This is a genomic window from Parvibaculum sp. (assembly GCF_035511255.1).
Taxonomy (GTDB): domain Bacteria; phylum Pseudomonadota; class Alphaproteobacteria; order Parvibaculales; family Parvibaculaceae; genus Parvibaculum.
This window is the reverse complement of record NZ_DATKFR010000271.1, coordinates 1-20,988: the sequence shown is the minus strand read 5'-3', so window position 1 is coordinate 20,988 and position 20,988 is coordinate 1. Positions and strand designations below refer to the sequence as shown.

21 protein-coding genes are annotated in these 20,988 nt (G+C 64.6%); 18 read left to right on the top strand and 3 right to left on the bottom strand.

Annotated features, from left to right (window positions below):
* From VMR03_RS10885 to VMR03_RS10865, 5 genes are all read left to right on the top strand, one after another.
* The coding region (locus tag VMR03_RS10885) for a glutamate--cysteine ligase (RefSeq protein WP_325405080.1) at nt 1-751 on the top strand (751 nt) is incomplete at its 5' end.
* Between the two features lie 135 nt (nt 752-886).
* A complete protein-coding gene (locus VMR03_RS10880) occupies nt 887-1,270 on the top strand; it encodes a VOC family protein (protein WP_325405078.1) in 384 nt (127 codons plus the stop codon).
* Nucleotides 1,271-1,327: 57 nt separating this feature from the next.
* Nucleotides 1,328-1,570: an AbrB/MazE/SpoVT family DNA-binding domain-containing protein gene (locus VMR03_RS10875; RefSeq protein ID WP_325405076.1), complete on the top strand. Its 243-nt coding sequence runs from the start codon at nt 1,328-1,330 to the stop codon at nt 1,568-1,570.
* Nucleotides 1,567-1,977: a type II toxin-antitoxin system VapC family toxin gene (locus VMR03_RS10870; protein ID WP_325405074.1), complete on the top strand. Its 411-nt coding sequence runs from the start codon at nt 1,567-1,569 to the stop codon at nt 1,975-1,977. Before VMR03_RS10875 ends, VMR03_RS10870 begins: the two co-directional genes overlap by 4 nt.
* Nucleotides 1,978-2,484: a topology modulation protein gene (locus tag VMR03_RS10865; RefSeq protein ID WP_325405072.1), complete on the top strand. Its 507-nt coding sequence runs from the start codon at nt 1,978-1,980 to the stop codon at nt 2,482-2,484.
* Nucleotides 2,485-2,668: 184 nt separating this feature from the next.
* Here VMR03_RS10865 and tldD read toward each other — a convergent pair whose 3' ends face one another.
* Together tldD and VMR03_RS10855 are read right to left on the bottom strand one after the other, a co-directional pair.
* Nucleotides 2,669-4,105 (bottom strand): metalloprotease TldD, encoded by a 1,437-nt coding sequence (gene tldD, locus VMR03_RS10860; protein WP_325405070.1) that lies wholly within the window; start codon nt 4,103-4,105, stop codon nt 2,669-2,671.
* Nucleotides 4,106-4,236: 131 nt separating this feature from the next.
* Complete coding sequence (locus VMR03_RS10855; RefSeq protein WP_325405068.1) at nt 4,237-4,635, bottom strand: hypothetical protein; 399 nt, start codon at nt 4,633-4,635, stop codon at nt 4,237-4,239.
* 585 nt (nt 4,636-5,220) lie between these two features.
* Here VMR03_RS10855 and coxB point away from each other — a divergent pair.
* The 12 genes from coxB (at nt 5,221) to VMR03_RS10795 (ending at nt 19,156) form a co-directional block, all read left to right on the top strand.
* Nucleotides 5,221-6,090 (top strand): cytochrome c oxidase subunit II, encoded by an 870-nt coding sequence (gene coxB, locus VMR03_RS10850; protein ID WP_414693177.1) that lies wholly within the window; start codon nt 5,221-5,223, stop codon nt 6,088-6,090.
* Between the two features lie 56 nt (nt 6,091-6,146).
* Nucleotides 6,147-7,754, top strand: a complete 1,608-nt coding sequence (gene ctaD, locus VMR03_RS10845) for a cytochrome c oxidase subunit I (protein WP_325405066.1) — start codon at nt 6,147-6,149, stop codon at nt 7,752-7,754.
* Nucleotides 7,755-7,772: 18 nt separating this feature from the next.
* Nucleotides 7,773-8,738 carry a heme o synthase gene (gene cyoE / locus VMR03_RS10840; protein WP_414693176.1) on the top strand — a complete coding sequence of 322 codons (966 nt, stop codon included), beginning with the start codon at nt 7,773-7,775 and terminating at the stop codon, nt 8,736-8,738.
* An 11-nt stretch (nt 8,739-8,749) separates the two neighbouring features.
* A complete protein-coding gene (locus VMR03_RS10835) occupies nt 8,750-8,962 on the top strand; it encodes a hypothetical protein (RefSeq protein WP_325405064.1) in 213 nt (70 codons plus the stop codon).
* A 47-nt stretch (nt 8,963-9,009) separates the two neighbouring features.
* Entirely contained in the window at nt 9,010-9,849 is an 840-nt protein-coding gene (locus tag VMR03_RS10830; protein WP_325405062.1) for a cytochrome c oxidase subunit 3, read from the top strand.
* A 97-nt stretch (nt 9,850-9,946) separates the two neighbouring features.
* Nucleotides 9,947-10,321 (top strand): DUF983 domain-containing protein, encoded by a 375-nt coding sequence (locus VMR03_RS10825; protein WP_325405060.1) that lies wholly within the window; start codon nt 9,947-9,949, stop codon nt 10,319-10,321.
* The gene (locus VMR03_RS10820) at nt 10,321-11,073 is read left to right on the top strand and encodes an SURF1 family protein (RefSeq protein ID WP_325405058.1); all 753 of its coding nucleotides are present in this window, start codon (nt 10,321-10,323) and stop codon (nt 11,071-11,073) included. Before VMR03_RS10825 ends, VMR03_RS10820 begins: the two co-directional genes overlap by 1 nt.
* Before the next feature lie 57 nt (nt 11,074-11,130).
* Nucleotides 11,131-12,642, top strand: coding sequence for a carboxypeptidase M32 (locus VMR03_RS10815; protein ID WP_325405056.1), 1,512 nt, complete (start codon nt 11,131-11,133; stop codon nt 12,640-12,642).
* 111 nt (nt 12,643-12,753) lie between these two features.
* Complete coding sequence (gene thrC / locus VMR03_RS10810) at nt 12,754-14,157, top strand: threonine synthase (protein WP_325405082.1); 1,404 nt, start codon at nt 12,754-12,756, stop codon at nt 14,155-14,157.
* 21 nt (nt 14,158-14,178) lie between these two features.
* Nucleotides 14,179-15,450 (top strand): pitrilysin family protein, encoded by a 1,272-nt coding sequence (locus tag VMR03_RS10805; RefSeq protein ID WP_325405054.1) that lies wholly within the window; start codon nt 14,179-14,181, stop codon nt 15,448-15,450.
* Between the two features lie 68 nt (nt 15,451-15,518).
* A complete protein-coding gene (locus VMR03_RS10800) occupies nt 15,519-16,106 on the top strand; it encodes a GNAT family protein (RefSeq protein ID WP_325405052.1) in 588 nt (195 codons plus the stop codon).
* Nucleotides 16,107-16,126: 20 nt separating this feature from the next.
* Complete coding sequence (locus VMR03_RS10795) at nt 16,127-19,156, top strand: putative bifunctional diguanylate cyclase/phosphodiesterase (RefSeq protein ID WP_325405050.1); 3,030 nt, start codon at nt 16,127-16,129, stop codon at nt 19,154-19,156.
* Nucleotides 19,157-19,165: 9 nt separating this feature from the next.
* Here VMR03_RS10795 and VMR03_RS10790 read toward each other — a convergent pair whose 3' ends face one another.
* Nucleotides 19,166-19,786 (bottom strand): YqgE/AlgH family protein, encoded by a 621-nt coding sequence (locus tag VMR03_RS10790; RefSeq protein WP_325405048.1) that lies wholly within the window; start codon nt 19,784-19,786, stop codon nt 19,166-19,168.
* Between the two features lie 169 nt (nt 19,787-19,955).
* On the opposite strand from VMR03_RS10790, the gene VMR03_RS10785 reads away from it, so the two are divergent.
* A complete protein-coding gene (locus VMR03_RS10785; RefSeq protein ID WP_325405046.1) occupies nt 19,956-20,777 on the top strand; it encodes a protein-disulfide reductase DsbD domain-containing protein in 822 nt (273 codons plus the stop codon).
* The last annotated feature ends 211 nt before the right edge of the window (nt 20,778-20,988 follow it).

The window sequence follows — 20,988 nt, the reverse complement described above, 5'->3', positions numbered from 1 at the left end:
GGCGATCTTCGCCAATTCTCCGTTCACGGAAGGGAAGCCGAACGGCTATCTCTCCTATCGCTCGCATGTCTGGACCGACACCGACCGGGCGCGCACGGGCATGATCCCCTTCATCTTCGAGGACGGGTTCAGCTTCGAGCGGTATGTCGACTATGCGCTCGACGTGCCGATGTATTTCGTCCATCGCGACGGGCGCTATATCGACGTGACCGGGCAATCGTTCAAGGCCTTCATGGAAGGCAAGCTCCGGGGCGCCGAGGGCGAGACGCCGACGCGGGGCGACTGGATCAACCACCTGACGACGATCTTCCCCGAGGCGCGGCTCAAGAACTATATCGAGATGCGCGGCGCCGACGGCGGGCCCTGGGCGCGCATCTGCGCGCTGCCGGCCTTCTGGGTCGGGCTCACCTATGACCAGTCCTCGCTCGACGCGGCCTGGGATCTCGTCAAGGACTGGACGGCGGAAGAGCGCCAGCAGCTTCGCGACGATGTGCCGAAGCTCGGCTTCAAGACGCCGTTCCGGGGCGGCACGCTCCTCGACATCGCGCGGGCGGCGGTCGAGATTTCAAGGGCGGGCCTCAAGGCGCGCGCCAGAGGCGACGGCGCCGGTTCGGAGAATGAGACGATCTTCCTTTCGACCGTCGAGGACATCGTCGGCAAGGGCCAGTCGCCCGCCGAGGAAATGCTCGAGGCCTTCCACGGCCGCTGGGGCGGCAAGGTCGATCCGGTGTATACGGAGTATGCGTTCTGACGTTCTTTTTTGTTCGTCATGCGCGGACTTGATCCGCGCATCCACGTCTTGCTTCGAGGCGTGGAGACAAGAAAGACCTGGATGGCCGGGTCAAGCCCGGCCATGACGGCATAGGCTGGGGAAGAGGAGAGGCCCATGTTCAGTCACGTCACCATCGGATCGGACGATCCGCAAAAGCTCGAAGCTTTCTATGACGCGGTGCTGGCGACGCTCGGCATCGCGCCGTTCTTCAAGATAGAGGGAACGCTCAGCTACGGCACCGCGACGGGGCCGAAGGTGTTCGTCGTCAAGCCGTTCAACGGCGCGCCGCATCACGAGGGAAATGGCTGGCATGCGGCCTTCCTCGCGCCCAATCGCGCGGCGGTCAACGCCTTTCATGCGGCGGCGCTGGCGCAGGGCGGCAGCAGCGAAGGCGCGCCGGGTTTACGGCCGCATTACCATCCGAATTACTACGGCGCCTATGTGCGCGATCCCGACGGCAACAAGCTCCAAGCGGTGTGTCACAGCAAGAACGGGTGATCTTGACTTTGCCGGTCAAATTCCTTACATTTCTTTGATAAAGTAAGGAATCCAATCATGGGCTACAACGCCAAGGTTACATCCAAGGGGCAGATCACGCTGCCTGCCGAGATGCGTCGCGTCCTTAATCTGCAGGAGGGCGACAAAGTCGTTTTTGCACAGGGCGAGGACGGACGCTTCTATGTGGAAGCGAAAACGGATTCGCTTGGCGATCTGAGAGGCATCGTGAAAGGCGTAAAGCCCAAAGCGGGCGAGATCGAGGCCTGGATCGAGGAAGCGAGAGGCAGGCGCGCCCGGTGATCGGTCTCGACACCAATATCCTGCTGCGCTGGCTTCTCGACGATTCCGGCGTTGAGGACGATGCGCCGGAGCAGACGAAGCTTGTCGCGTGGGTCATTCTCGAAAGCGGCGACACCTTCTTCGTCAACAATATCGTTCTGGCGGAAACGGTCTGGGTCCTGCGCAACAAAGCCGGACAGAGCCGGAAGGTGATTGAGGCGATCGTCTCGTGGTTGATTGCGAGCGCGAATGTCGAGATGGAGAGCGAGGAAACGGTGCGCCGCGCGCTCGATGCTTTTGTCGGCGGCAAAGCGGATTTCACGGATTATCTCATCGCGGAAGTGAATGCGGTGGCGGGCTGTTCGACCACACTCACCTTCGACCGGAAGGCGGCGCAACACCCGTCATTCTCGCGGCTCGGGAAATAGATGCGGCGCATTCTCGTCATCGGCGGCTCCGGCGGGGGTAAATCGACGCTTGCGCGAGCGCTGGGCGTGAAGCTGGATCTCCCGGTCATCCATCTCGATCAGCACTGGTGGAAGCCAGGCTGGGTTGCGTCCGATCGTGAGGATTTCCGGCGCCGGGTTGCGGCGCTCGTTACGGGGGACCGCTGGATCATCGACGGCAATTATTCCAACACGGTGGACCTGCGCATGCCGCGCGCGGATACGATCGTCTGGGTCGATCAACCGCGCCGTATCTGCCTCTGGCGCGCATTACGCCGTGCGGTGACGCAATGGGGAAAAGTTCGCCCCGATCTCGTGCCCGGATGTCCCGAGAAATTCGATCTCGAATTCGCGCGCTATATCTGGAATTTCAAAAAGAAGAACAATCCCGTCATCCACGCCAACATCGCGACGCATGGCGCACATGCGCGGCTGGCTCGGTTGCGGAGCGACAGGGAGATTGCCACCTTTCTCGCCGAAGCCGTGTGACTTCAGCGGTTCTTGACGGCAACACGCTCCAGGCGGTTTGCCACAGCTCGAAGGGGTAATCTGTTTTTTAAATACTTGATGTCACCCCGGCGAAAGCCGGGATCCATTCGAACGTCCTGCAAATGATGCGCGGCCAATGGGTCCCGGCTTTCGCCGGGATGACACTTTGAGGGAGGGGGCGAGATCAAGCCGCCTTCGCCGTGCCGCCGACCGTCAAGCCGTTGATGCGCAGCGTTGCCTGGCCGACGCCGACGGGGACGCCCTGGCCGGCCTTGCCGCAGGTGCCGATGCCGGGGTCGAGTTTCATGTCGTTGCCGATCATGGCGACGCGCGTCAGCACGTCGGGGCCGTTGCCGATCAGGGTCGCGCCCTTCACCGGGGCGCCGATCTTGCCGTTCTCGATCAGGTAAGCCTCGGTGCAGGTGAAGACGAATTTGCCGCTGGTGATGTCGACCTGGCCGCCGCCGAAGGAAACCGCATAGAGGCCCTTCTTCACCGAGCGCAGGATTTCGTCGGGCTCGTGATTGCCCGAAAGCATGTAGGTATTGGTCATGCGCGGCATGGGCTGGTGCGCATAGGACTCGCGCCGTCCGTTGCCGGTCGCGGCCATGCCCATCAGCCGGGCGTTCAGGCGGTCCTGCATGTAGCCTTTGAGAATCCCGTCCTCGATCAGCACCGTGCGCGAGGTCGGCGTGCCCTCGTCATCGACCGAGAGCGAGCCACGGCGATTGGCCAGCGTGCCGTCGTCGACGACGGTGACGCCGGGCGCGGCGACGCGGCTGCCGAGGAGGCCCGAAAAGGCCGAGGTCTTCTTGCGGTTGAAGTCGCCTTCGAGCCCGTGGCCGATCGCTTCGTGCAGCAGGATGCCCGGCCAGCCCGGCCCGAGCACGACGTCCATCTCGCCGGCCGGCGCTGGAACCGAATCCAGATTCACCAAAGCCTGGCGCAGGGCCTCGTCGACCTGGGCCTGCCATTGCAGCGGGTCGATATAGATGTCGTAGCCGTTGCGGCCGCCGACGCCGTAGCTGCCGGTTTCCTGCCGGTCGCCCTGACCGGCGATGACTGAGACGTTGAGGCGGACCAGCGGGCGCACGTCACGAACGACGGAGCCATCCGGCCGCATGATCTCGACCGCCTGCCATTCGCCGACCAGCGAGGCCGAAACCTGGCGGACGCGGGAGTCCTTCTCCCGGGCATAGGCGTCAATGTCTGAAAGCAGCTTCACTTTTTGCTCGAAGCTCTGGGCGCCGAGCGGGTTCTCGTCGGTATAGAGGTGATGGTTGGTGCGCTTGGGGCCGTCGGCCAGCGTGAAGCTGCGGCCCTGCTTGACCGCCTGTACGGCCTCGCCGGCGCGGCGGATCGCGTCTTCCGACAGGTCCGAGGCATGAGCATAGCCGGTCGATTCGCCGACCACGCAGCGCAGGCCGAAGCCTTGCGTCGTGTCGAAATTCGCGGTCTTGAGGCGGCCGTCGTCGAAGGCGAGCGCTTCCGACTGGCGATATTCGAGATAGAGCTCGCCGTCTTCCGCCCCATGCAGTGCAGTCTCCACCAGCCCCTCGACGCGCGCGCGGTCGAGGCCCGATTGGGAGAAGAAGAGATCGTCGGGGGAGGTTGCGGCCATAGAATTCTCCAATCCTCGTCATGCCGGGCTCGACCCGGCATCCATGTTCTTCACGTTTTCAAGGCGCGGCGTCGAGATGGATCCCGGCCTTCGCCGAATGACGGATGACAAAGTACCGACGGTCCGTCTCTCTACCTGTGCCCCAGCCATTCCTCGACAGGCACGAGCCGGCGGGGCAGCGCCGAGAGATCGCAGCGCACGACCTGCGAACCGCAGCTATAGAGCGGATATTGCACCACACGGAGCTGCTTCAGATCGACCAGGAAGACGCCGTTGATGCGGCCGAACCAGTCGTCCCATTCGGCGAAGCGCCAGGACTCCCAGCCGGCCGGCGGCGGCGCCGTCACGTCTTCCACCATATCGGGATGGCAGGCGCAGAATCCAACCACCGAGCGGCCCGGACTGCGCGGATTGAGATAGGGCGCCGCCTCGCTGATGAGGTCGGGCGCGGCCGCGCCATTCGCCGCGAGCACAAGGCCGGCGGAGATCTGCCGGCCGTAGTGGAAGTGGATCAGGGCCTCGTCGCGCATGGACACTTGCCTTACTCGGATTGCTTCTCAGTCTAGGCTCTTTTTTCGCGGGGCGTCGATCCCTTTGCGGCGGCGCGGGCCATGCGTGAGCGGCGGGGCTGGTGCAAGTACCGGATATCGCGGATATATTGTGGCAAAACGTCGCAAAAGAGCGGCGGGGATGTGGCCGATCGCCGCTGCGTGTCTATACTCGCGGCGCGACTCGCCCATGAAGGGGTCCGGGACGGGCGCGGAGCTCGTTTCGCGGCCATGCCGAAGCGGCGGATTTCGGCGGTCGAGATGCTTGCGGCGGGCACTGGTTTATGTTTTCTGGCGCCCAGGATTTCGGATGCGGCCTTTCGCCATGCGACGGCGCGACCTCTTGATGGTCGGCGACGCGCGGGGACGGCCCCGGAGAAAAGGAATAAGGGGACGCGTCGCAGGGCCGGGGACGGGCGGCGGCGCATCTCGCAGGGACGACCTGCGCCCGCGCGTGAAAGACGGTTCATGTCGGGCAGGGATGAGATTTTCGTGTTGGCAGAACGACACTTCCCGGAAAGAAGAACGGTTTCTTCAACGGGAAGAATGTGGGAGCTGGGAACAAGCATGCGGTTTCTGATTGGTACGGGCCTCCTCGCGCTGATGTTCGCGATCGGTCATATGGATGGCGGGTTCATCGCCTCGGCTCTCGCGGACGGCATGCCCGCTCCGGGCGAGATCACTCTTCAGGCGGCCGCGACGCCGGTCATGGAAGACCTGATCGCCTTTCACAATCTGCTGCTGATCATCATCACCGCCATCGTGGTCTTCGTCACGCTGCTGCTCGTCTATGTGATGGTGCGTTTCAACCGCAAGGCGAACCCGACGCCGTCGAAGACGACGCATCACACGGGCATCGAAGTCGCCTGGACGGTTCTGCCGGTGGTCATCCTCGTCATCATCGCGATCCCGTCCTTCCGTCTCCTCTACAAGGAGATCGTGATCCCGCAGGCGGAACTCACCGTCAAGGCGACGGGCTACCAGTGGTACTGGGGCTATGAATATCCCGACAATGGCGATCTGCAGTTCGACTCGAACATGATCGCCGACGCGGATCTGAAGCCGGGCGAGCCCCGCCTTCTCGCCGCCGACGCCGCGATGGTCGTTCCCGTCGACACGACGGTCCGCGTGATCGTCACCGGCGCCGACGTCATCCACTCCTTCGCCGTGCCGTCCTTCGGCGTCAAGATCGACGCCATTCCGGGCCGGCTCAACGAGACGTGGTTCCGGGCGACCAAGACCGGCATGTTCTACGGCCAGTGCTCCGAGCTTTGCGGACAGGCGCACGCCTTCATGCCGATCAACATCAAGGTCGTGCCGAAGGAAGAATTCGCCGCCTGGCTCGAGCAGCAGAAGAAGTCGGCGGATGCCGGCTCGTCCTCTGGGCCCGTGAAGACGGCGCTTGCCGAGACGGCATCGGCCAACACGGCGCGCTGAGCTTCGGCTTTGCTTGAACAGACAACAGATACAGTCAAGAACGAAGGATAAGACAGATGGCAGGGCAAGCTGACGCCGCGCACGCCGCTCACGCCGACCACCCCACGGGCTGGAGGCGTTACGTCTATTCGACCAATCACAAAGACATCGGCACGATGTACCTGATCTTCGCGATCTGCGCGGGTATCGTCGGCGGCGGCATGTCGGTGATGATCCGCATGAACCTGATGTATCCGAACGGCGGCATCCTTCACCTCGATCACAATCTCTACAACGTGCTCGTCACCGGCCACGGCCTCATCATGATCTTCTTCATGGTTATGCCGGCGATGATCGGCGGTTTCGGCAACTGGTTCGTGCCGCTGATGATCGGCGCGCCGGACATGGCCTTCCCGCGCATGAACAACATCTCGTTCTGGCTGCTGCCGCCCGCGCTGGCGCTGCTCGTCATTTCGATGTTCGTGCCCGGTCAGCCCGGCGGCGACGGCGTCGCCGGCGGCTGGACGATCTATCCGCCGCTCTCGACCTCCGGCACCCCCGGACCGGCGATGGATTTCGCGATCCTGTCGCTCCACATCGCGGGCGCCTCGTCGATCCTCGGCGCGATCAACTTCATCACGACGATCTTCAACATGCGCGCGCCGGGCATGACGCTGCACAAGATGCCGCTCTTCGTCTGGTCGATCCTCGTGACCGTGTTCCTGCTGCTGCTCTCGCTCCCGGTCCTCGCCGGCGCGATCACGATGCTGCTCACCGACCGCAATTTCGGCACGACCTTCTTCAAGGCCGAAGGCGGCGGCGATCCGGTTCTCTTCCAGCATCTCTTCTGGTTCTTCGGCCACCCGGAGGTCTACATCCTCATTCTTCCGGGCTTCGGCATGATCAGCCAGATCATCTCGACCTTCTCCAGGAAGCCCGTCTTCGGCTATCTCGGCATGGCCTATGCCATGGTTGCGATCGGCGTCGTCGGCTTCGTCGTGTGGGCGCACCACATGTACACGGTCGGCCTCTCGGTCAACACGCAGGCCTATTTCGTCGCCGCGACCATGGTTATCGCGGTGCCGACGGGCGTGAAGATCTTCTCCTGGATCGCGACGATGTGGGGCGGCTCTATCGAATTCCGCACACCGATGCTCTGGGCGATCGGCTTCATCTTCCTCTTCACCATCGGCGGCGTCACGGGCGTCGTGCTGGCGAATGCCGGCGTCGATCGCGTGCTGCAGGACACCTATTACGTCGTGGCGCATTTCCACTACGTGCTGTCGCTCGGCGCCGTCTTCGCGATCTTCGCGGGCTGGTACTACTGGTTCCCGAAGATCACCGGCTACATGTACAGCGAGTTCATCGGCAAGCTGCACTTCTGGGTGACCTTCGTCGGCGTCAACATGGTGTTCTTCCCGCAGCATTTCCTCGGCCTTTCGGGAATGCCGCGCCGCTATGCGGACTATCCGGACGCCTTCGCGCTGTGGAACTACGTCTCGTCGATCGGTTCCTACATCTCGGCTTTCGGCGTGCTGATCTTCCTCGTCGGCATCGCGCAGGCCTTCGCAAAGAAGCAGAAGGCGGCGGACAATCCGTGGGGCGAGGGCGCGACGACGCTCGAATGGACGCTCTCTTCGCCGCCGCCGTTCCATCAGTTCAACGAACTGCCGCGCATCAAGTAAGGGAAGCGACTGGAACTCATGTCCGACAGTTCGGTCACAAGCCATCGTCTCGGGACGGAAGCCCTGCCGGAAATCGGCATGGCTTCTCCCCGCGACTATTTCGAGCTCCTGAAGCCGCGCGTGATGTCGCTCGTGGTCTTCACCGGGCTCGTCGGGCTCGTGGTCGCGCCGGGGCATATCAATCCGGTCATCGCCTTCACGGCGCTTCTCTGCATCGCGATCGGCGCGGGTGCGTCGGGCGCGCTCAACATGTGGTACGACGCCGACATCGACGCGAAGATGGCGCGCACCGCGAACCGGCCCGTTCCGGCGGGCCGCGTGCTGCCGCGCGAAGCCTTCGGCTGGGGCATCACGCTGTCGGTCGGTTCGGTGCTGATGATGGCGCTCGCCGTCAACTACACGGCCGCTTTCCTTCTCGCCTTCACGATCTTCTTCTACGCCGTCATCTATACGATGGGCCTCAAGCGCCGCACACCGCAGAACATCGTCATCGGCGGCGCGGCGGGCGCCTTCCCGCCGATGATCGGGTGGGCCGCGGTCACGGGCACCGTCGACGTGCCCTCGATCGTGCTCTTCCTCATCATCTTCATGTGGACGCCGCCGCATTTCTGGGCGCTCGCGCTCTTCCGCTCCAAGGATTACGAGGATGCCGGCGTGCCGATGCTTCCCGTGGTCGCGGGCGAGGCGGAGACGCGGCGTCAGATCATGATCTATTCGGTGCTGCTCGTGCCGATCACGCTGGCGCCGGGTTTCCTCGGCTTTGCCGGCGCGATCTATTCAGGCATGACGGCGGTTCTCGGTGCGGCCTTCCTCGTCTTTGCCTGGCGCGTCCTGCGCTCGCGCGCGGACACGGCGGAGGCCAAGGCGGCGCAGGACAAGGTCGCGAAGCAGCTTTTCGCCTATTCGATTCTCTATCTCTTCCTCGTGTTCAGCACTCTGCTGGTGGAACAGGGGCTCGGCCTCTCCTATCCGCTGACCTGGTGAAGGGATTTTAGATGACCGACGACAAGGACCACGGCGCGCCGCAAGAGCCGCTGCAGTGGAACGAGGAACAGTTGAAGCGCCGCCGTCAGCGCAATCTGGCGTTGGCCTGGGTGCTTGGCGCGCTGGTGACGCTCTTTTTCATCGTCACCATCGCAAAGCTCGGCGGCAATGTCGCCAAGCGGCCGGTCTACGGTGCCATCGACGGTGTTGAACAGGTTGGATAAGGACATTCGGCGATCCTTTGCCGAACGGGAAGTGGAGAACAGGGGACATGGCTGACGCTCACGCCAAACATCACGACTACCATCTCGTCGATCCGAGCCCGTGGCCTTTCGTCGGCGCGGTCGGCGCCTTCGTCCTCGCCGTCGGCGCGGTTCTCTACATGCACGGCGATCCGCTCTGGTACATCGCACCGGGCTTTGCCATCGTCATCTACACGATGATCGGCTGGTGGAGCGACGTGGTGCGCGAGGGCAACCGCGGCGACCATACGCCGGTGGTGCAGCTTCACCTGCGCTACGGCATGCTGCTCTTCATCGCGTCCGAAGTGATGTTCTTCGTCGCCTGGTTCTGGGCCTTCTTCGACGCGAGCCTCTTCACCGGCGAAGTGAAGCAGGCGGCGCGCGCGGCCTTCACGGGCGGTCACTGGCCGCCGCAGGGCATCGAGGTCTTCGACCCCTGGCACATTCCGCTGCTCAACACGCTGATCCTGCTCACCTCGGGCACGACCGTCACCTGGGCACATCACGCGCTCCAGCACGACGACCGCAAGGGTCTCGTCCAGGGCCTCACGCTCACGGTGATCCTCGGCCTCATCTTCAGCGCGTTGCAGGCTTTCGAATACATGCATGCGGAGTTTTCCTTCGCCGGCAACATCTACGGCTCGACCTTCTTCATGGCGACCGGCTTCCACGGTTTCCATGTGATCGTCGGCACGATCTTCCTTGCCGTCTGTCTCGGCCGGGCGCTTGGCGGCCAGTTCACGCCGAAGCAGCATTTCGGTTTCGAGGCGGCCGCCTGGTACTGGCACTTCGTCGACGTGGTGTGGCTGTTCCTCTTCGCCTGCATCTATGTCTGGTCATCGCATGGCGCGGTGGTTCACGGCGGCTGACCGGCGCCGGACATGACACAACAAGGCGGCTCCGTTTCCTACGGGGCCGCCTTTCGTCTTTCAGGAGCCGGCCTTTCTGTTTTTGTCGGAAAAGATCATGGACGACCGTTTCTATCCGCTGCAATCCTCGCTGAAGGTCGGTCTCACGAATTGCTGCCCGCGCTGCGGCGAGGGCAAGCTCTTCACCGGCTTCCTCACCATTCCGCCCAAATGCGATAAATGCGGTCTCGACTACGCTTTCGCCGACGCGGGCGACGGACCGGCCGTCTTCATCATCATGATCGCGGGCTTCATCGTCGTCGGCCTCGCGCTCTATGTCGAATTCACCTATCAGCCGCCTTACTGGGTGCATGCGGTATTGTGGATTCCGCTGATCCTTCTCCTCACCATCGGGCTTTTGCGGCCGCTCAAGGGCTGGCTCGTCGCGCAGCAATACAAGCACAAGGCGCGCGAAGGCCGGCTCGACATCTGATGGCCGGTGCGATGAGCGGCAATCGCTGGTTCCGTCCGCTGCTATGGCCGACTGTCGCCACGGCGATCGCGCTCGCGATCCTGGTCGGCCTCGGCGTCTGGCAGATGGAGCGGCTTCACTGGAAGCTCGATCTCATCGCGCGGATCGACGCGCGCATGGCAGCGTCCGCCGCGCCGCCGCCGCCACAGACCGAATGGGCGCGCCTCGATCCGAAGGCGCTCGAATATCGCCATCTCCGCCTCACCGGCGCGTTCCGCCACGACAAGGAACTGCATTATTTCGCGCAGGACGAGCAGGGGGGCGCGGGCTACGACATCGTCACGCCGCTGGTTCTGGCGGATGGCGGCGTGGTGCTCGTCGATCGCGGCTTCGTGCCGGAGGAATTGAAAGACCCGGCACGGCGCAAGGCGGGCAATGTCGAGGGCGAGGTGACGCTGACGGGCGTCGCGCGCGCGCCGCAGGGGCGCAGCAGCTTCACAGCGCCGGACGACCAGGCGCGCAACATCTGGTTCACCCGCGATCCGGCGACGATGGGGCCGGCGACGGGGCTTGCGCCCGTGGCGCCTTTTTACGTGGAGGCCGACGCGACGCCCAATCCCGGCGGCTGGCCCAAGGGCGGGCGCACGCGAGTCGATATCCGCAACGAACATTTCCAGTATGCGCTGACCTGGTTCGGGCTCGCGCTCGGGCTTGTCGCCGTCTATTTTTTCTATCACCGGTCGCAAGGGCGCGTCGGCCGGCCGAAAGCATAAGCGCTCGTCGTTTTTTTGCAGCTATACCCGTTTGGCGATGACCCGTGGCGACTATCCATGAATGACCTCAATTCGACCTCGGCCTATGAAGCGCTGAAATCCCGTTTCCACCGGCTCGCGGCGCTGCAAGGCGCGCAGGCGGTTCTGCATTGGGATCGCGCCACCATGATGCCGGAAGGCGGAGCCCAGGCGCGCGCCGAGCAGCAGGCGGCGCTCGCCATGGTTGGGCACGAGATGCTGACCTCGCCGCACCTGGCCGATCTCGCCCAGAGCGCGGAGGAGACGGCCGCGGCATTGCCGGACTGGGACCGAGCCAATCTTTCCGAAATGCGCCGGCTCATTACCCACGCCAATGCGACGCCTGCGGATCTCGTCGAGAAGCTCGCGCGAACGCGCTCCGAAACGGAGATGATCTGGCGTTCGGCGCGGGCCGCCAACGACTACGCTTCGCTTGCGCCCGCGCTTCAGCGGCTTCTCGATCTCACCCGCGCGCAAGGCGAAGCCAAGGGGGCGGCGCTCGGGCTCGATCCTTACGACGCTCTGCTCGACGGTTACGATCCGAACCGTCGCGCGGCCGAAATCGACCGGCTCTTTGCCGACCTCGAAGGTTTCCTGCCATCGCTTCTGCGCGAGGTGATGGAGGTTCAGAGGGCGGGACCGGCGCGGCTTCCCATCGAAGGTCCATTCCGGATCGATCTTCAGGAGAAGCTCGGCCGTGAGGTCATGGAGGTTCTCGGCTTCGACTTCCGGCACGGGCGGCTCGACGTCAGCCATCACCCCTTCACCGGCGGCGTGCCCGACGACAGCCGCATCACGACGCGCTACGACGAGGCGGACTTCACCGAAAGCCTGATGGCCGTCATCCACGAGACCGGGCATTCGCTTTACGAGCGCGGGCTACCGGAAGAGTGGCGCCTGCAGCCGGTCGGGCGCGCTCGCGGCATGACGATCCATGAAAGCCAGTCGCTGCTCTTCGAGATGCAGGCCGGCCGCACCGCCTCGTTCATCGCCTGGCTCGCGCCGCGCCTGAAGGATGCCTTCGGCGGCGAGGGGCCGGCATGGTCGCCCGACAATCTGCTGCGCCATTACCGCAAGGTCGGTCCGAGCCTCATCCGCGTGCAGGCCGACGAGGTGACCTATCCGTTGCATGTCATTCTGCGCTACCGGCTCGAACGGGCGATGATCGCGGGCGATCTCGCCGCCGCCGAGCTTCCCGCCGCCTGGAACGAGGGCATGGAAAAGCTCCTCGGCATCCGGCCGCCGGACGATGCCTCGGGCTGCATGCAGGACATCCACTGGCCCTCCGGCAGTTTCGGTTATTTCCCCACTTATACTCTGGGCGCTTTGGCCGCAGCTCAACTCTTCGCCGCCGCCAAGGCGGCGGTGCCGGGGCTCGAGAATTCTCTTGGGAGGGGTGATTTCTCCGGGCTTATTCAATGGGTTAGGGCGAACGTCCATAGCCTCGGCTCGAGCCTGACGCCGGACGAAATCATCGTCTCGGCGACCGGCGGCCCCCTTGGAACGGCGGCCTTCCAGCGCCATATCGAGGGTCGCTACCTCAACGGGTGAGCCGATTTGAGGGGCATTCCATTCCACCCGAATCGTCTGTTTGCCTCCGCCCGCCGGGGCGGCTAGGGTACGCCCGACCGGCCTTGAGGGCTGGCCATCCTGGAGATTATGGTGAAATACGTCAGCACAAGGGGACAGTCCCCGGAGCTTGAATTCGAGGACGTATTGCTGGCGGGCCTCGCGCGCGACGGCGGCCTTTACGTGCCCGTGGAGTGGCCCCAGCTCAGCGAGCGGAAGATCAGGGCCTTCGCCGGCCTTGCCTATCAGGAGGTCGCGCATCGGGTGATGCGGCCCTTTATCGGGCCGTCGATCCCGGACGCGGCGCTTTCCGAGATGATCGAAGGCGCCTATGCGAGCTTCGGTCACAAGGCCGTGGTGCCGCTGGTCCAGACCGGGTCCAACGACTGGCTGCTGGAACTCTTTCACGGGCCGACGCTCGCCTTCAAGGACGTGGCGATGCAGATCCTCGCCCGGCTGTTCGATCACGTTCTGGCCAAGCGCGGGCGGCGCATCACCGTCGTGGGCGCCACTTCGGGCGATACCGGCTCGGCCGCGATCGAGGCCTTCCGGGGCCGCGAGACGACCGACATCTTCATTCTGCATCCCAAGGGCCGCACCTCGGAGGTGCAGCGCCGGCAGATGACGACGGTGGGCGACGCGAATGTCCATAATATCGCGCTTGAAGGCACTTTCGACGATTGCCAGGCTCTCGTGAAGGCGATGTTCAACGATCACGCCTTCCGCGACGAGGTTTCGCTGGCCGGCGTCAACTCGATCAACTGGGGCCGCGTCATGGCCCAGATCGTCTATTTCTTCACGAGCGCGGTGGCGCTCGGCGCGCCGGCGCGGCCGGTCTCGTTCACCGTGCCGACGGGCAATTTCGGCGACATCTTCGCCGGCTATGTGGCGAGCCGGATGGGCCTGCCCATCGCGCGGCTCGTCGTCGCGACGAACCAGAACGACATTCTGGCGCGGACGCTGGCAACCGGACGCTATGAGGTCGGCCAGGTCATGCCGAGCATAAGTCCGAGCATGGACATTCAGGTCTCGTCGAATTTCGAGCGGCTCGTCTACGACGCCTATGGCCGCGACGGTGCGGCGGTGCGGCGGTTGATGCAGAGCCTCGCGCAGTCGGGCGCCTTCTCGCTCGATCCGCTCCGGCTTGAGGCGATCCGCACGCTCTTTGCCGCAAAGCGCATCGGCGAAGAAGAAACCGCGCGGACGATCGCGGAGACGCTCGCCGAAACGGGCGAACTCGTCGATCCGCATACGGCGGTGGGGCTCGCGGCGGCAAAGGCCGAGCGCGGCGACGGCGCGACGCCGATGGTGACGCTGGCGACGGCGCACCCGGCGAAGTTCCCGGATGCGGTGAAGGCGGCGACGGGCATTCACCCGGATTTGCCGGCGCGGATGCAGGACATTTTCGAACGCAAGGAGCACATGACGGTGCTTCCGAACGATCTACAGGCGGTGGAGGGGTTCATCAGGGAACGTGCAAGGGCGGTTGCGGCGTAAGTGCAAGGACTGGAGGTTTCAATGGCGGTGAATGTGACAAGGCTCGAGAACGGTCTGACGGTTGTGACCGATCTGATGCCGCATCTGGAAACCACCTCGGTCGGCGTCTGGGTCAATACGGGCGCGCGCAACGAAAGCCCGCATCAGCACGGCGTTTCGCATCTCCTCGAGCACATGGCCTTCAAGGGTACGCAGCGCCGTTCGGCGCGCGCCATTGCCGAAGAGATCGAGAATGTCGGCGGTCATATCAACGCCCATACGACGCATGAGACGACGGCCTATTACGCCCGTGTGCTGAAGAACGACCTGCCGCTCGCCATCGATCTCCTCTCCGACATTCTCCAGCATTCGGTCTTCGAGGCGGGCGAGCTCGAGCGCGAGCGCGGCGTCGTCATCCAGGAAATCGGCCAGTCCCTCGACACGCCGGACGATCTCGTCTTCGACCATCTTCTCGACGCGGCCTATCCCGGCCAGGCCCTCGGCCGGACCATTCTCGGCACCGTCGACACGGTGAAGAGCTTCGGACGCGATGCGCTGCAGGGCTATATGAGCGAGCGGTATCAGGCGCCGGGCATGGTGGTCGCGGCGGCGGGCGCCGTCGATCATGCCGAGCTGGTGGCGCTGGCCGAGGAGCGCTTCGCGGCGCTTCCGGGCGCGCGGGAACGCGGGCTTGAGCCGGCGAAGTTCCGCGGCGGCGAGCGGCGCGAGACGCGCGAGCTCGAACAGGCGCATGTGGCGCTCGCCTTCGAGGGGCCGGCCTATGGCGATCCCGACTATTACACTGCCCAGATTTTCTCGAGCGTGCTCGGCGGCGGCATGTCGTCCCGGCTCTTTCAGGAAGTGCGCGAGAAGCGCGGGCTCTGCTATTCGGTCTTCGCCTATGCCTGGTCCTTCGTCGATACCGGCGTGCTCGGCGTCTATGCCGGCACGTCGCCCGACGATCTTGCCGAGTTGATGCCGGTCATCTCCGACGAGATTGCGCGGCTGGGCCAGGACGCGACCGAGGAAGAGACGGCGCGCGCCCGGGCGCAGATGAAGGCCGGGCTGCTGATGAATCTCGAATCCTCCTCCTCGCGGGCTGAGCAGATCGCGCGGCAATACACGATTCATGGACGGGTGCTGCCGCTCGACGAGATGATCGCGAAGGTCGATCAGGTCGATGCGGCTGCTGTGCGGCGCTTCGCGGGCCGGTTTCTGACCAAGGCGACGCCGGCGCTTGCCGCCGTCGGGCCGCTCAAGGGCGCCGGCGGCGGGCTTGAATCCTACGACCGTCTCGCGGCAAGATTTCAGTAAGATCGCGTGAGAAGCGCCGGCTCGACAGGGAGATCCGACGGGCTCACCCATCTGGAGCTCCAGAGTCGATGGCCTTTCTGAGATCCACGTCCAAAACGGAAACGGCGCCTGTCGTCATCGGCGACGGCATTTATCTACGCGGGCCGCAGTTGGGCGATTACGCGGAATGGGCGTCCTTGCGCGAGAGAAGCCGGGATTTTCTGGCGCCCTGGGAGCCCACCTGGCCGATCGACGATCTGACGCGCAATGCCTATCGCCGCCGCATCAGGCGTTATATGCGGGAAGTCAAAGAGGACCACGCCTACCCCTTTTTCATCTTTAGGGACGAAGATGAGGCGCTGGTCGGCGGCTGCACGCTCTCCAATGTGCAGCGCGGTGTCCAGCAATCCTGCACGCTCGGCTACTGGGCGGGTGAGACTCACGCGGGGAAGGGATATGTCACGGGGGCTGTGCGGGCTCTCATTCCTTATGTCTTCGAGGAATTGAGACTGCACCGGCTGCAGGCGGCCTGTCTGCCGGAGAACGAACGCTCGAAAGCGGTGCTGCGCAAATGCGGCTTCCACGAAGAGGGCTATGCGCGTGGGTATCTGCGCATCAATGGAATGTGGCGCGATCACGTGGTCTTTGCCATTCTGCGGGACGATCCGCGGGTGTGAGCGTGCGAGAAGGGGGAACGATGCGGCGAGATGGCCTGAAAGGCGCGCGCGCGGCCGGCGCGCTTGCCGCGCTGTTTTTTGCGTGCTTGTCGGGTTTCGTGCTTGTGCCGGGGAAAGCGCAGGCGCTCGACGCCGTGGCGCTCGACGACGACCGCCCGGTCGTCAATCTCACCCCCTTTGTCGAACGCTATGAGGAAAGCGGGCAGAAGCTGACCATCGAGGCGCCGGATACGGGCGCCTCGGACCAGGACACCAGTCCGCAGGCGAAGGTAACGCCGCCGCCCGCCGCGGGGGCCGAGAAGGCCGCGCCAACCCCGGAGACGGAAACCGAAGCCGATGGCGGCGATGCCGGCAATGACGGCTCGGTCGTTCTCTCCGACGGTTCGCTCGAGGCGACGGGCATCTGGCTCGCGGCGGCGTTGCGCAACCGGAGCGAAGAGCCCGTCACCCGCTATCTCGTCGCCGACAGGCGCGGCGGTGGATTTCTCAATCTCGCCTGGCCGATGCCTGCTCCCGAGGTCGATCGTGCCTATGCTGCGGGTGCCGAAGATCCGACGCCGGTGCCGTGGGAAGCGCGCCCTGGTTTCGCGGTGCTCGCGCTGACCGTCGATCCGGCCACGAGCGTCACCGTCGCGCTTCATTCCGACAAGCCCGCGCCGGCCTCGCTCTATCTCTGGAACCCGACCTCCTGGCAGGCCTTCAACCGCCGGCTCTCGCTCATTGAGGGCGGCATGCTCGGCGTCGTCGCGGCGCTTGCGATCTATCTCGCTGCGCTCGCCGTGCTGACGCGCATGCCTGCGGCGCGCGCGACCGCGGCGCTTCTCGCCACAGGCTTCCTCGTCGAGCTGGCGGAATTCGGTTACCTCACGCAGATCACCGGCGCGTCGGCGAAGTGGGATCTGGTCTTGCGGACCGTCGCGTTGACGCTGTTCGCCGCGTCCGTCTTCTCCCTCGAGCGCTTCTTTCTCGATCTCGAACGGCATTTCGCTCTTGCGTCGCGCGCCGCGCGTCTGCTGAGCCTCGGCATTCTCGTCTGCATTCCGATCGCGATCTTCCTGCCGCAAGCGGGCGCGGCGCTCGTGCGCCTCGGACTCGCGGTCGCGCTCTTCGGCGGCGCGCCGCTGGTGGCCATGGCGGCGCTCAGGGGTATACGGCCGGCGCAGCTTCTCATTCCGGGTACGGCGCTTTTTGGCCTCGCGGGTCTGGTGGCGGCGCTTTATGCGGCCGGCTGGCTGCCGGGCACCTTCATCGGGACGCCGCTCGCCGTCGGCATCTTCACCATCGCGCTGGTGCTTTTTGCTTTTGCCGCCGCCTATCAGGCGCAGGGCGGGCGTCGCCGCTCCGATGTCGGTACGGTCAGGAGCGAACAGCGCCACGCCTTCGCGCTCACGGGCGCGCGGCAGGGCGTGTGGGACTGGGACATTGTCGCCGACACGCTCTACGTCTCGCCCTCCGTCGAAGCGATGCTCGGGCTCGATGCCGGGACGCTGGGCGGCAACGAGGTGTCCTGGCGCGAGCACATGCATCCCGCCGACCGCGAGACCTATCGCAATGCGCTCAATGCCTATATCGGGCGCGGCAATGTTTCCTTCACGCTCGAATTCCGCATGCGCCATTCCGACGGCGCCTTCCGCTGGGTGGCTCTCAACGCAAGCTGCATCGCGGGACCGGAAGGTTTCGCCACGCGCTGCGTCGGCACGGCGAGCGACGTAACGCCGCGCAAGACCGCCGAAGAGCGGCTGTTCCACGACGCCGTGCATGACAGTCTCACCGGCCTTCCCAACCGCGCGCTTTTCATGGACCGGCTCGACCGTGCCATTCATCGCGCGGGGCTCATAGATCGCCCGCGGGCAGCGTTGCTGCTGCTCGATCTCGACCGCTTCAAGACGGTGAACGACAGTCTCGGGCATTCGGGCGGCGATGCGTTGTTGATCGCGGTGGCGCGGCGGCTCGAATCCATGGTGACGCAGGAAGACACGGTCGCGCGCATCGACGGCGACGAATTCGCGATCCTGCTGGCAACGCGCACCTCGCGCGACGATGCGATGGCCTTCGCGGAATCGCTGGCCGAATTCCTGTCGCAGCCGATCGAGATTGCCGGCCAGGAGGTTTTCCCGACCTCGTCGGTTGGCGTCGCCATCTGCGAAGACAGTCATGAGCGGCCGGAGGAGCTTCTCAACGAAGCCGAAATCGCGATGTACCGCGCCAAGCGCTCGGGCAAGGCTCGGATCGAGATTTTCGAGGCCGGAATGCGCGGCGAGGCCGACGACAATCTGAGCCTCGAAACCGATCTGCGTCATGCGATCGAGCGCCGGCAGTTCGAAATCTATTATCAGCCGATCATGTCGCTGACCGACGGCAGCGTGCGCGGCTTCGAGGCATTGGTGCGCTGGAACCACCCCGAACAGGGGCTTCTCACGCCGGATACGTTCGTGCCGCTGGCCGAGGAAATCGGTCTCATTCACGATCTCGGCCGCTTCGCGCTCCGGGCCGCGAGCGAGGAACTCGCGACATGGCAGAAGCTTTTCCCGATGGAAAAGCCGCTTTTCGCCAGCGTCAACGTGTCGAGCCGCCAGCTTCTGCGCCACGATCTCATCGACGACGTGAAACGCGTTCTGCATCGCATCGACATCGTGCCGGGCTCGCTGAAGCTCGAAGTGACGGAATCGCTCGTCATGGAGAACCCGGAATTTGCCGCGCAGATGCTCGCCCGCGTGAAATCGCTCGGCGCCGGACTTTCGCTCGACGATTTCGGCACCGGCTATTCGAGCCTGTCCTATCTGCAGCGTTTCCCCTTCGACACGCTGAAAGTCGATCGCTCCTTCGTCGCCGGCATGTCGAGCGACCGCGAAACGCCGGTCATCATCCGCTCCATGGTGACGCTGGCGCATGATCTCGGCATGGAAGTCGTCGCGGAAGGAACGGAGAGCGAGGATCAGGCGCGCGATCTCGCGGCGATGGGATGCGATTACGGGCAGGGCTATTATTTCGGCCAGCCGATGCGTGCCGCCGAAGCGCTGGACTTCATCGCGCGATATTCTAGACGGTAGGGGCGGGCGTCAGGCGTGCCCGGCCTCGCCGGACAGAAGCGAAAGGTCGATGCCGATCTTGGCCAGCGCCGAATGATATTTCCCGTCGAGATCGATGCCGAAGAGAAGCTCCGGATCCGGATCGCAATGGAGCCAGCCGTTCGCCTGGATTTCGGCTTCGAGCTGTCCCGGCGCCCATCCCGCATAGCCGAGCGCGAGCAGGGCGCGGCTCGGCCCGCGGCCGACGGCGATGGCGCGCAGGATGTCGACGCTCGCCGTGAGGCCGACATCCTCGTCGACCGGCAAGGTCGAGTCCTCGGAGAAATAATCCTGTGTGTGCAGCACGAAGCCGCGGCCGACCTCGACGGGTCCGCCGACGAGCACCGGGCAGCGGATCGTACCCGGCACGCGCAGCGGGCTTTCGCTCGAAACGGGAATCGAAAGCTGGTCGAGAAGATCGGGAAGGGTGATGTTGGGCGCCGGCTTGTTGACCACGATCCCCATCGCGCCTTCGGGATTGTGCACGCACATGTAGATGACCGTGCGTTCAAAGCGGTCGTCGCCGATCTGCGGCATCGCGATCAGCATCTTGCCCTCGAGGAAACCTTCCGTCTCGGGCTTGTAGCTCAGAGGTGGCGGTATCTGGCTCATGCAAACTACGTAGCTCTCGCCGCGCCGTACTCAAGACTCTTGCGAAACATTGTTGACCCTTGCGGCTTCGATGTCACGCAAGAATGACATTGTGATCGACCGAAGGAGAAGTGGCCGGCTCGGGCCGCGATGCTCTATCATGCAGGCCGAGCGGTTCGGGACACGGGCGATGGCCATGCGTGCAAGGCGGAAATGGAGTGGCGCGGCGCGGATTGCCGCCATTTTTCTGCTGTTCTGCTGTGCGCAAGGCCTGTCGCCGCTGGCCCGCGCAGGCGACGGTGAAAGCCCGGCGCAATTGCGTCTCCTGTCGGCGACGGCAGGCCATGGCGGCGCGCCTTTTCTCGCCGGTATCGAGATGAGACTCGCCGCGGGCTGGCATAGCTACTGGCGGAAGCCGGGCGATTCGGGCCTCGCGCCCCGCTTCGACTGGTCGGCGTCGAAAAATGTCGCCTCCGTCGATCTCAAATGGCCAGTGCCCGAGCGCTTCGACGAGGCGGACGATTCCACTTTCGGCTATAGCGACGAAGTCGTCTGGCCGGTCGTCGTCACGCCGAAGAATGGGGCAAGGCCCGTCACGCTCGTGCTCTCGATGAGCTATGGCGTCTGCTCCAATCTCTGCGTGCCGGGCGAGGCGGACCTGACGCTCGCCGTTCCGGCCGGCGCACCGCACGCGACCGCCGACGCGACGGCCATCCAGCACTATCTCGCGCGCGTGCCGGCAGCGCCCGCCGATCCATCCGCGCTCTCGGCGCGCGCCGATGGTACTCATCTCGTCGTCCATTACCGCGCGGCAGGCGAGGCCCCGCAACTGATCGTCGAAGGACCGGCCGGGCTCTGGTTCGGCAAGCCGGAGGCCGCGCGCGAGGGCGATGTCGTCGCCTTTACGGTGCCGGTCGAGACGAGCGGGACGGCCACGCTCAAGGGCGCGCGCGTCGTGCTCACCCTCTCCGGGCCTGCAACCGCCATCGAGGCCGTGCGTTCGGTCGAATAGGTTTCACAGCTTCGTGAGCGGGCCGGTTCGCGAGCGGGCTGGCGGCGGTGCGGGATTGCGGCTTTAATGCGCCCCGAACCGCGCCATAAAACATTTGGAGGCAGATATGACCATCGCCGTCGGAGAAAAAATTCCGGACGTCACGCTGATGAAGATGAGCGACAAGGGCCCCGTGCCGGTGAAGACCGCCGATCTCTTCAAGGGCCGCAAG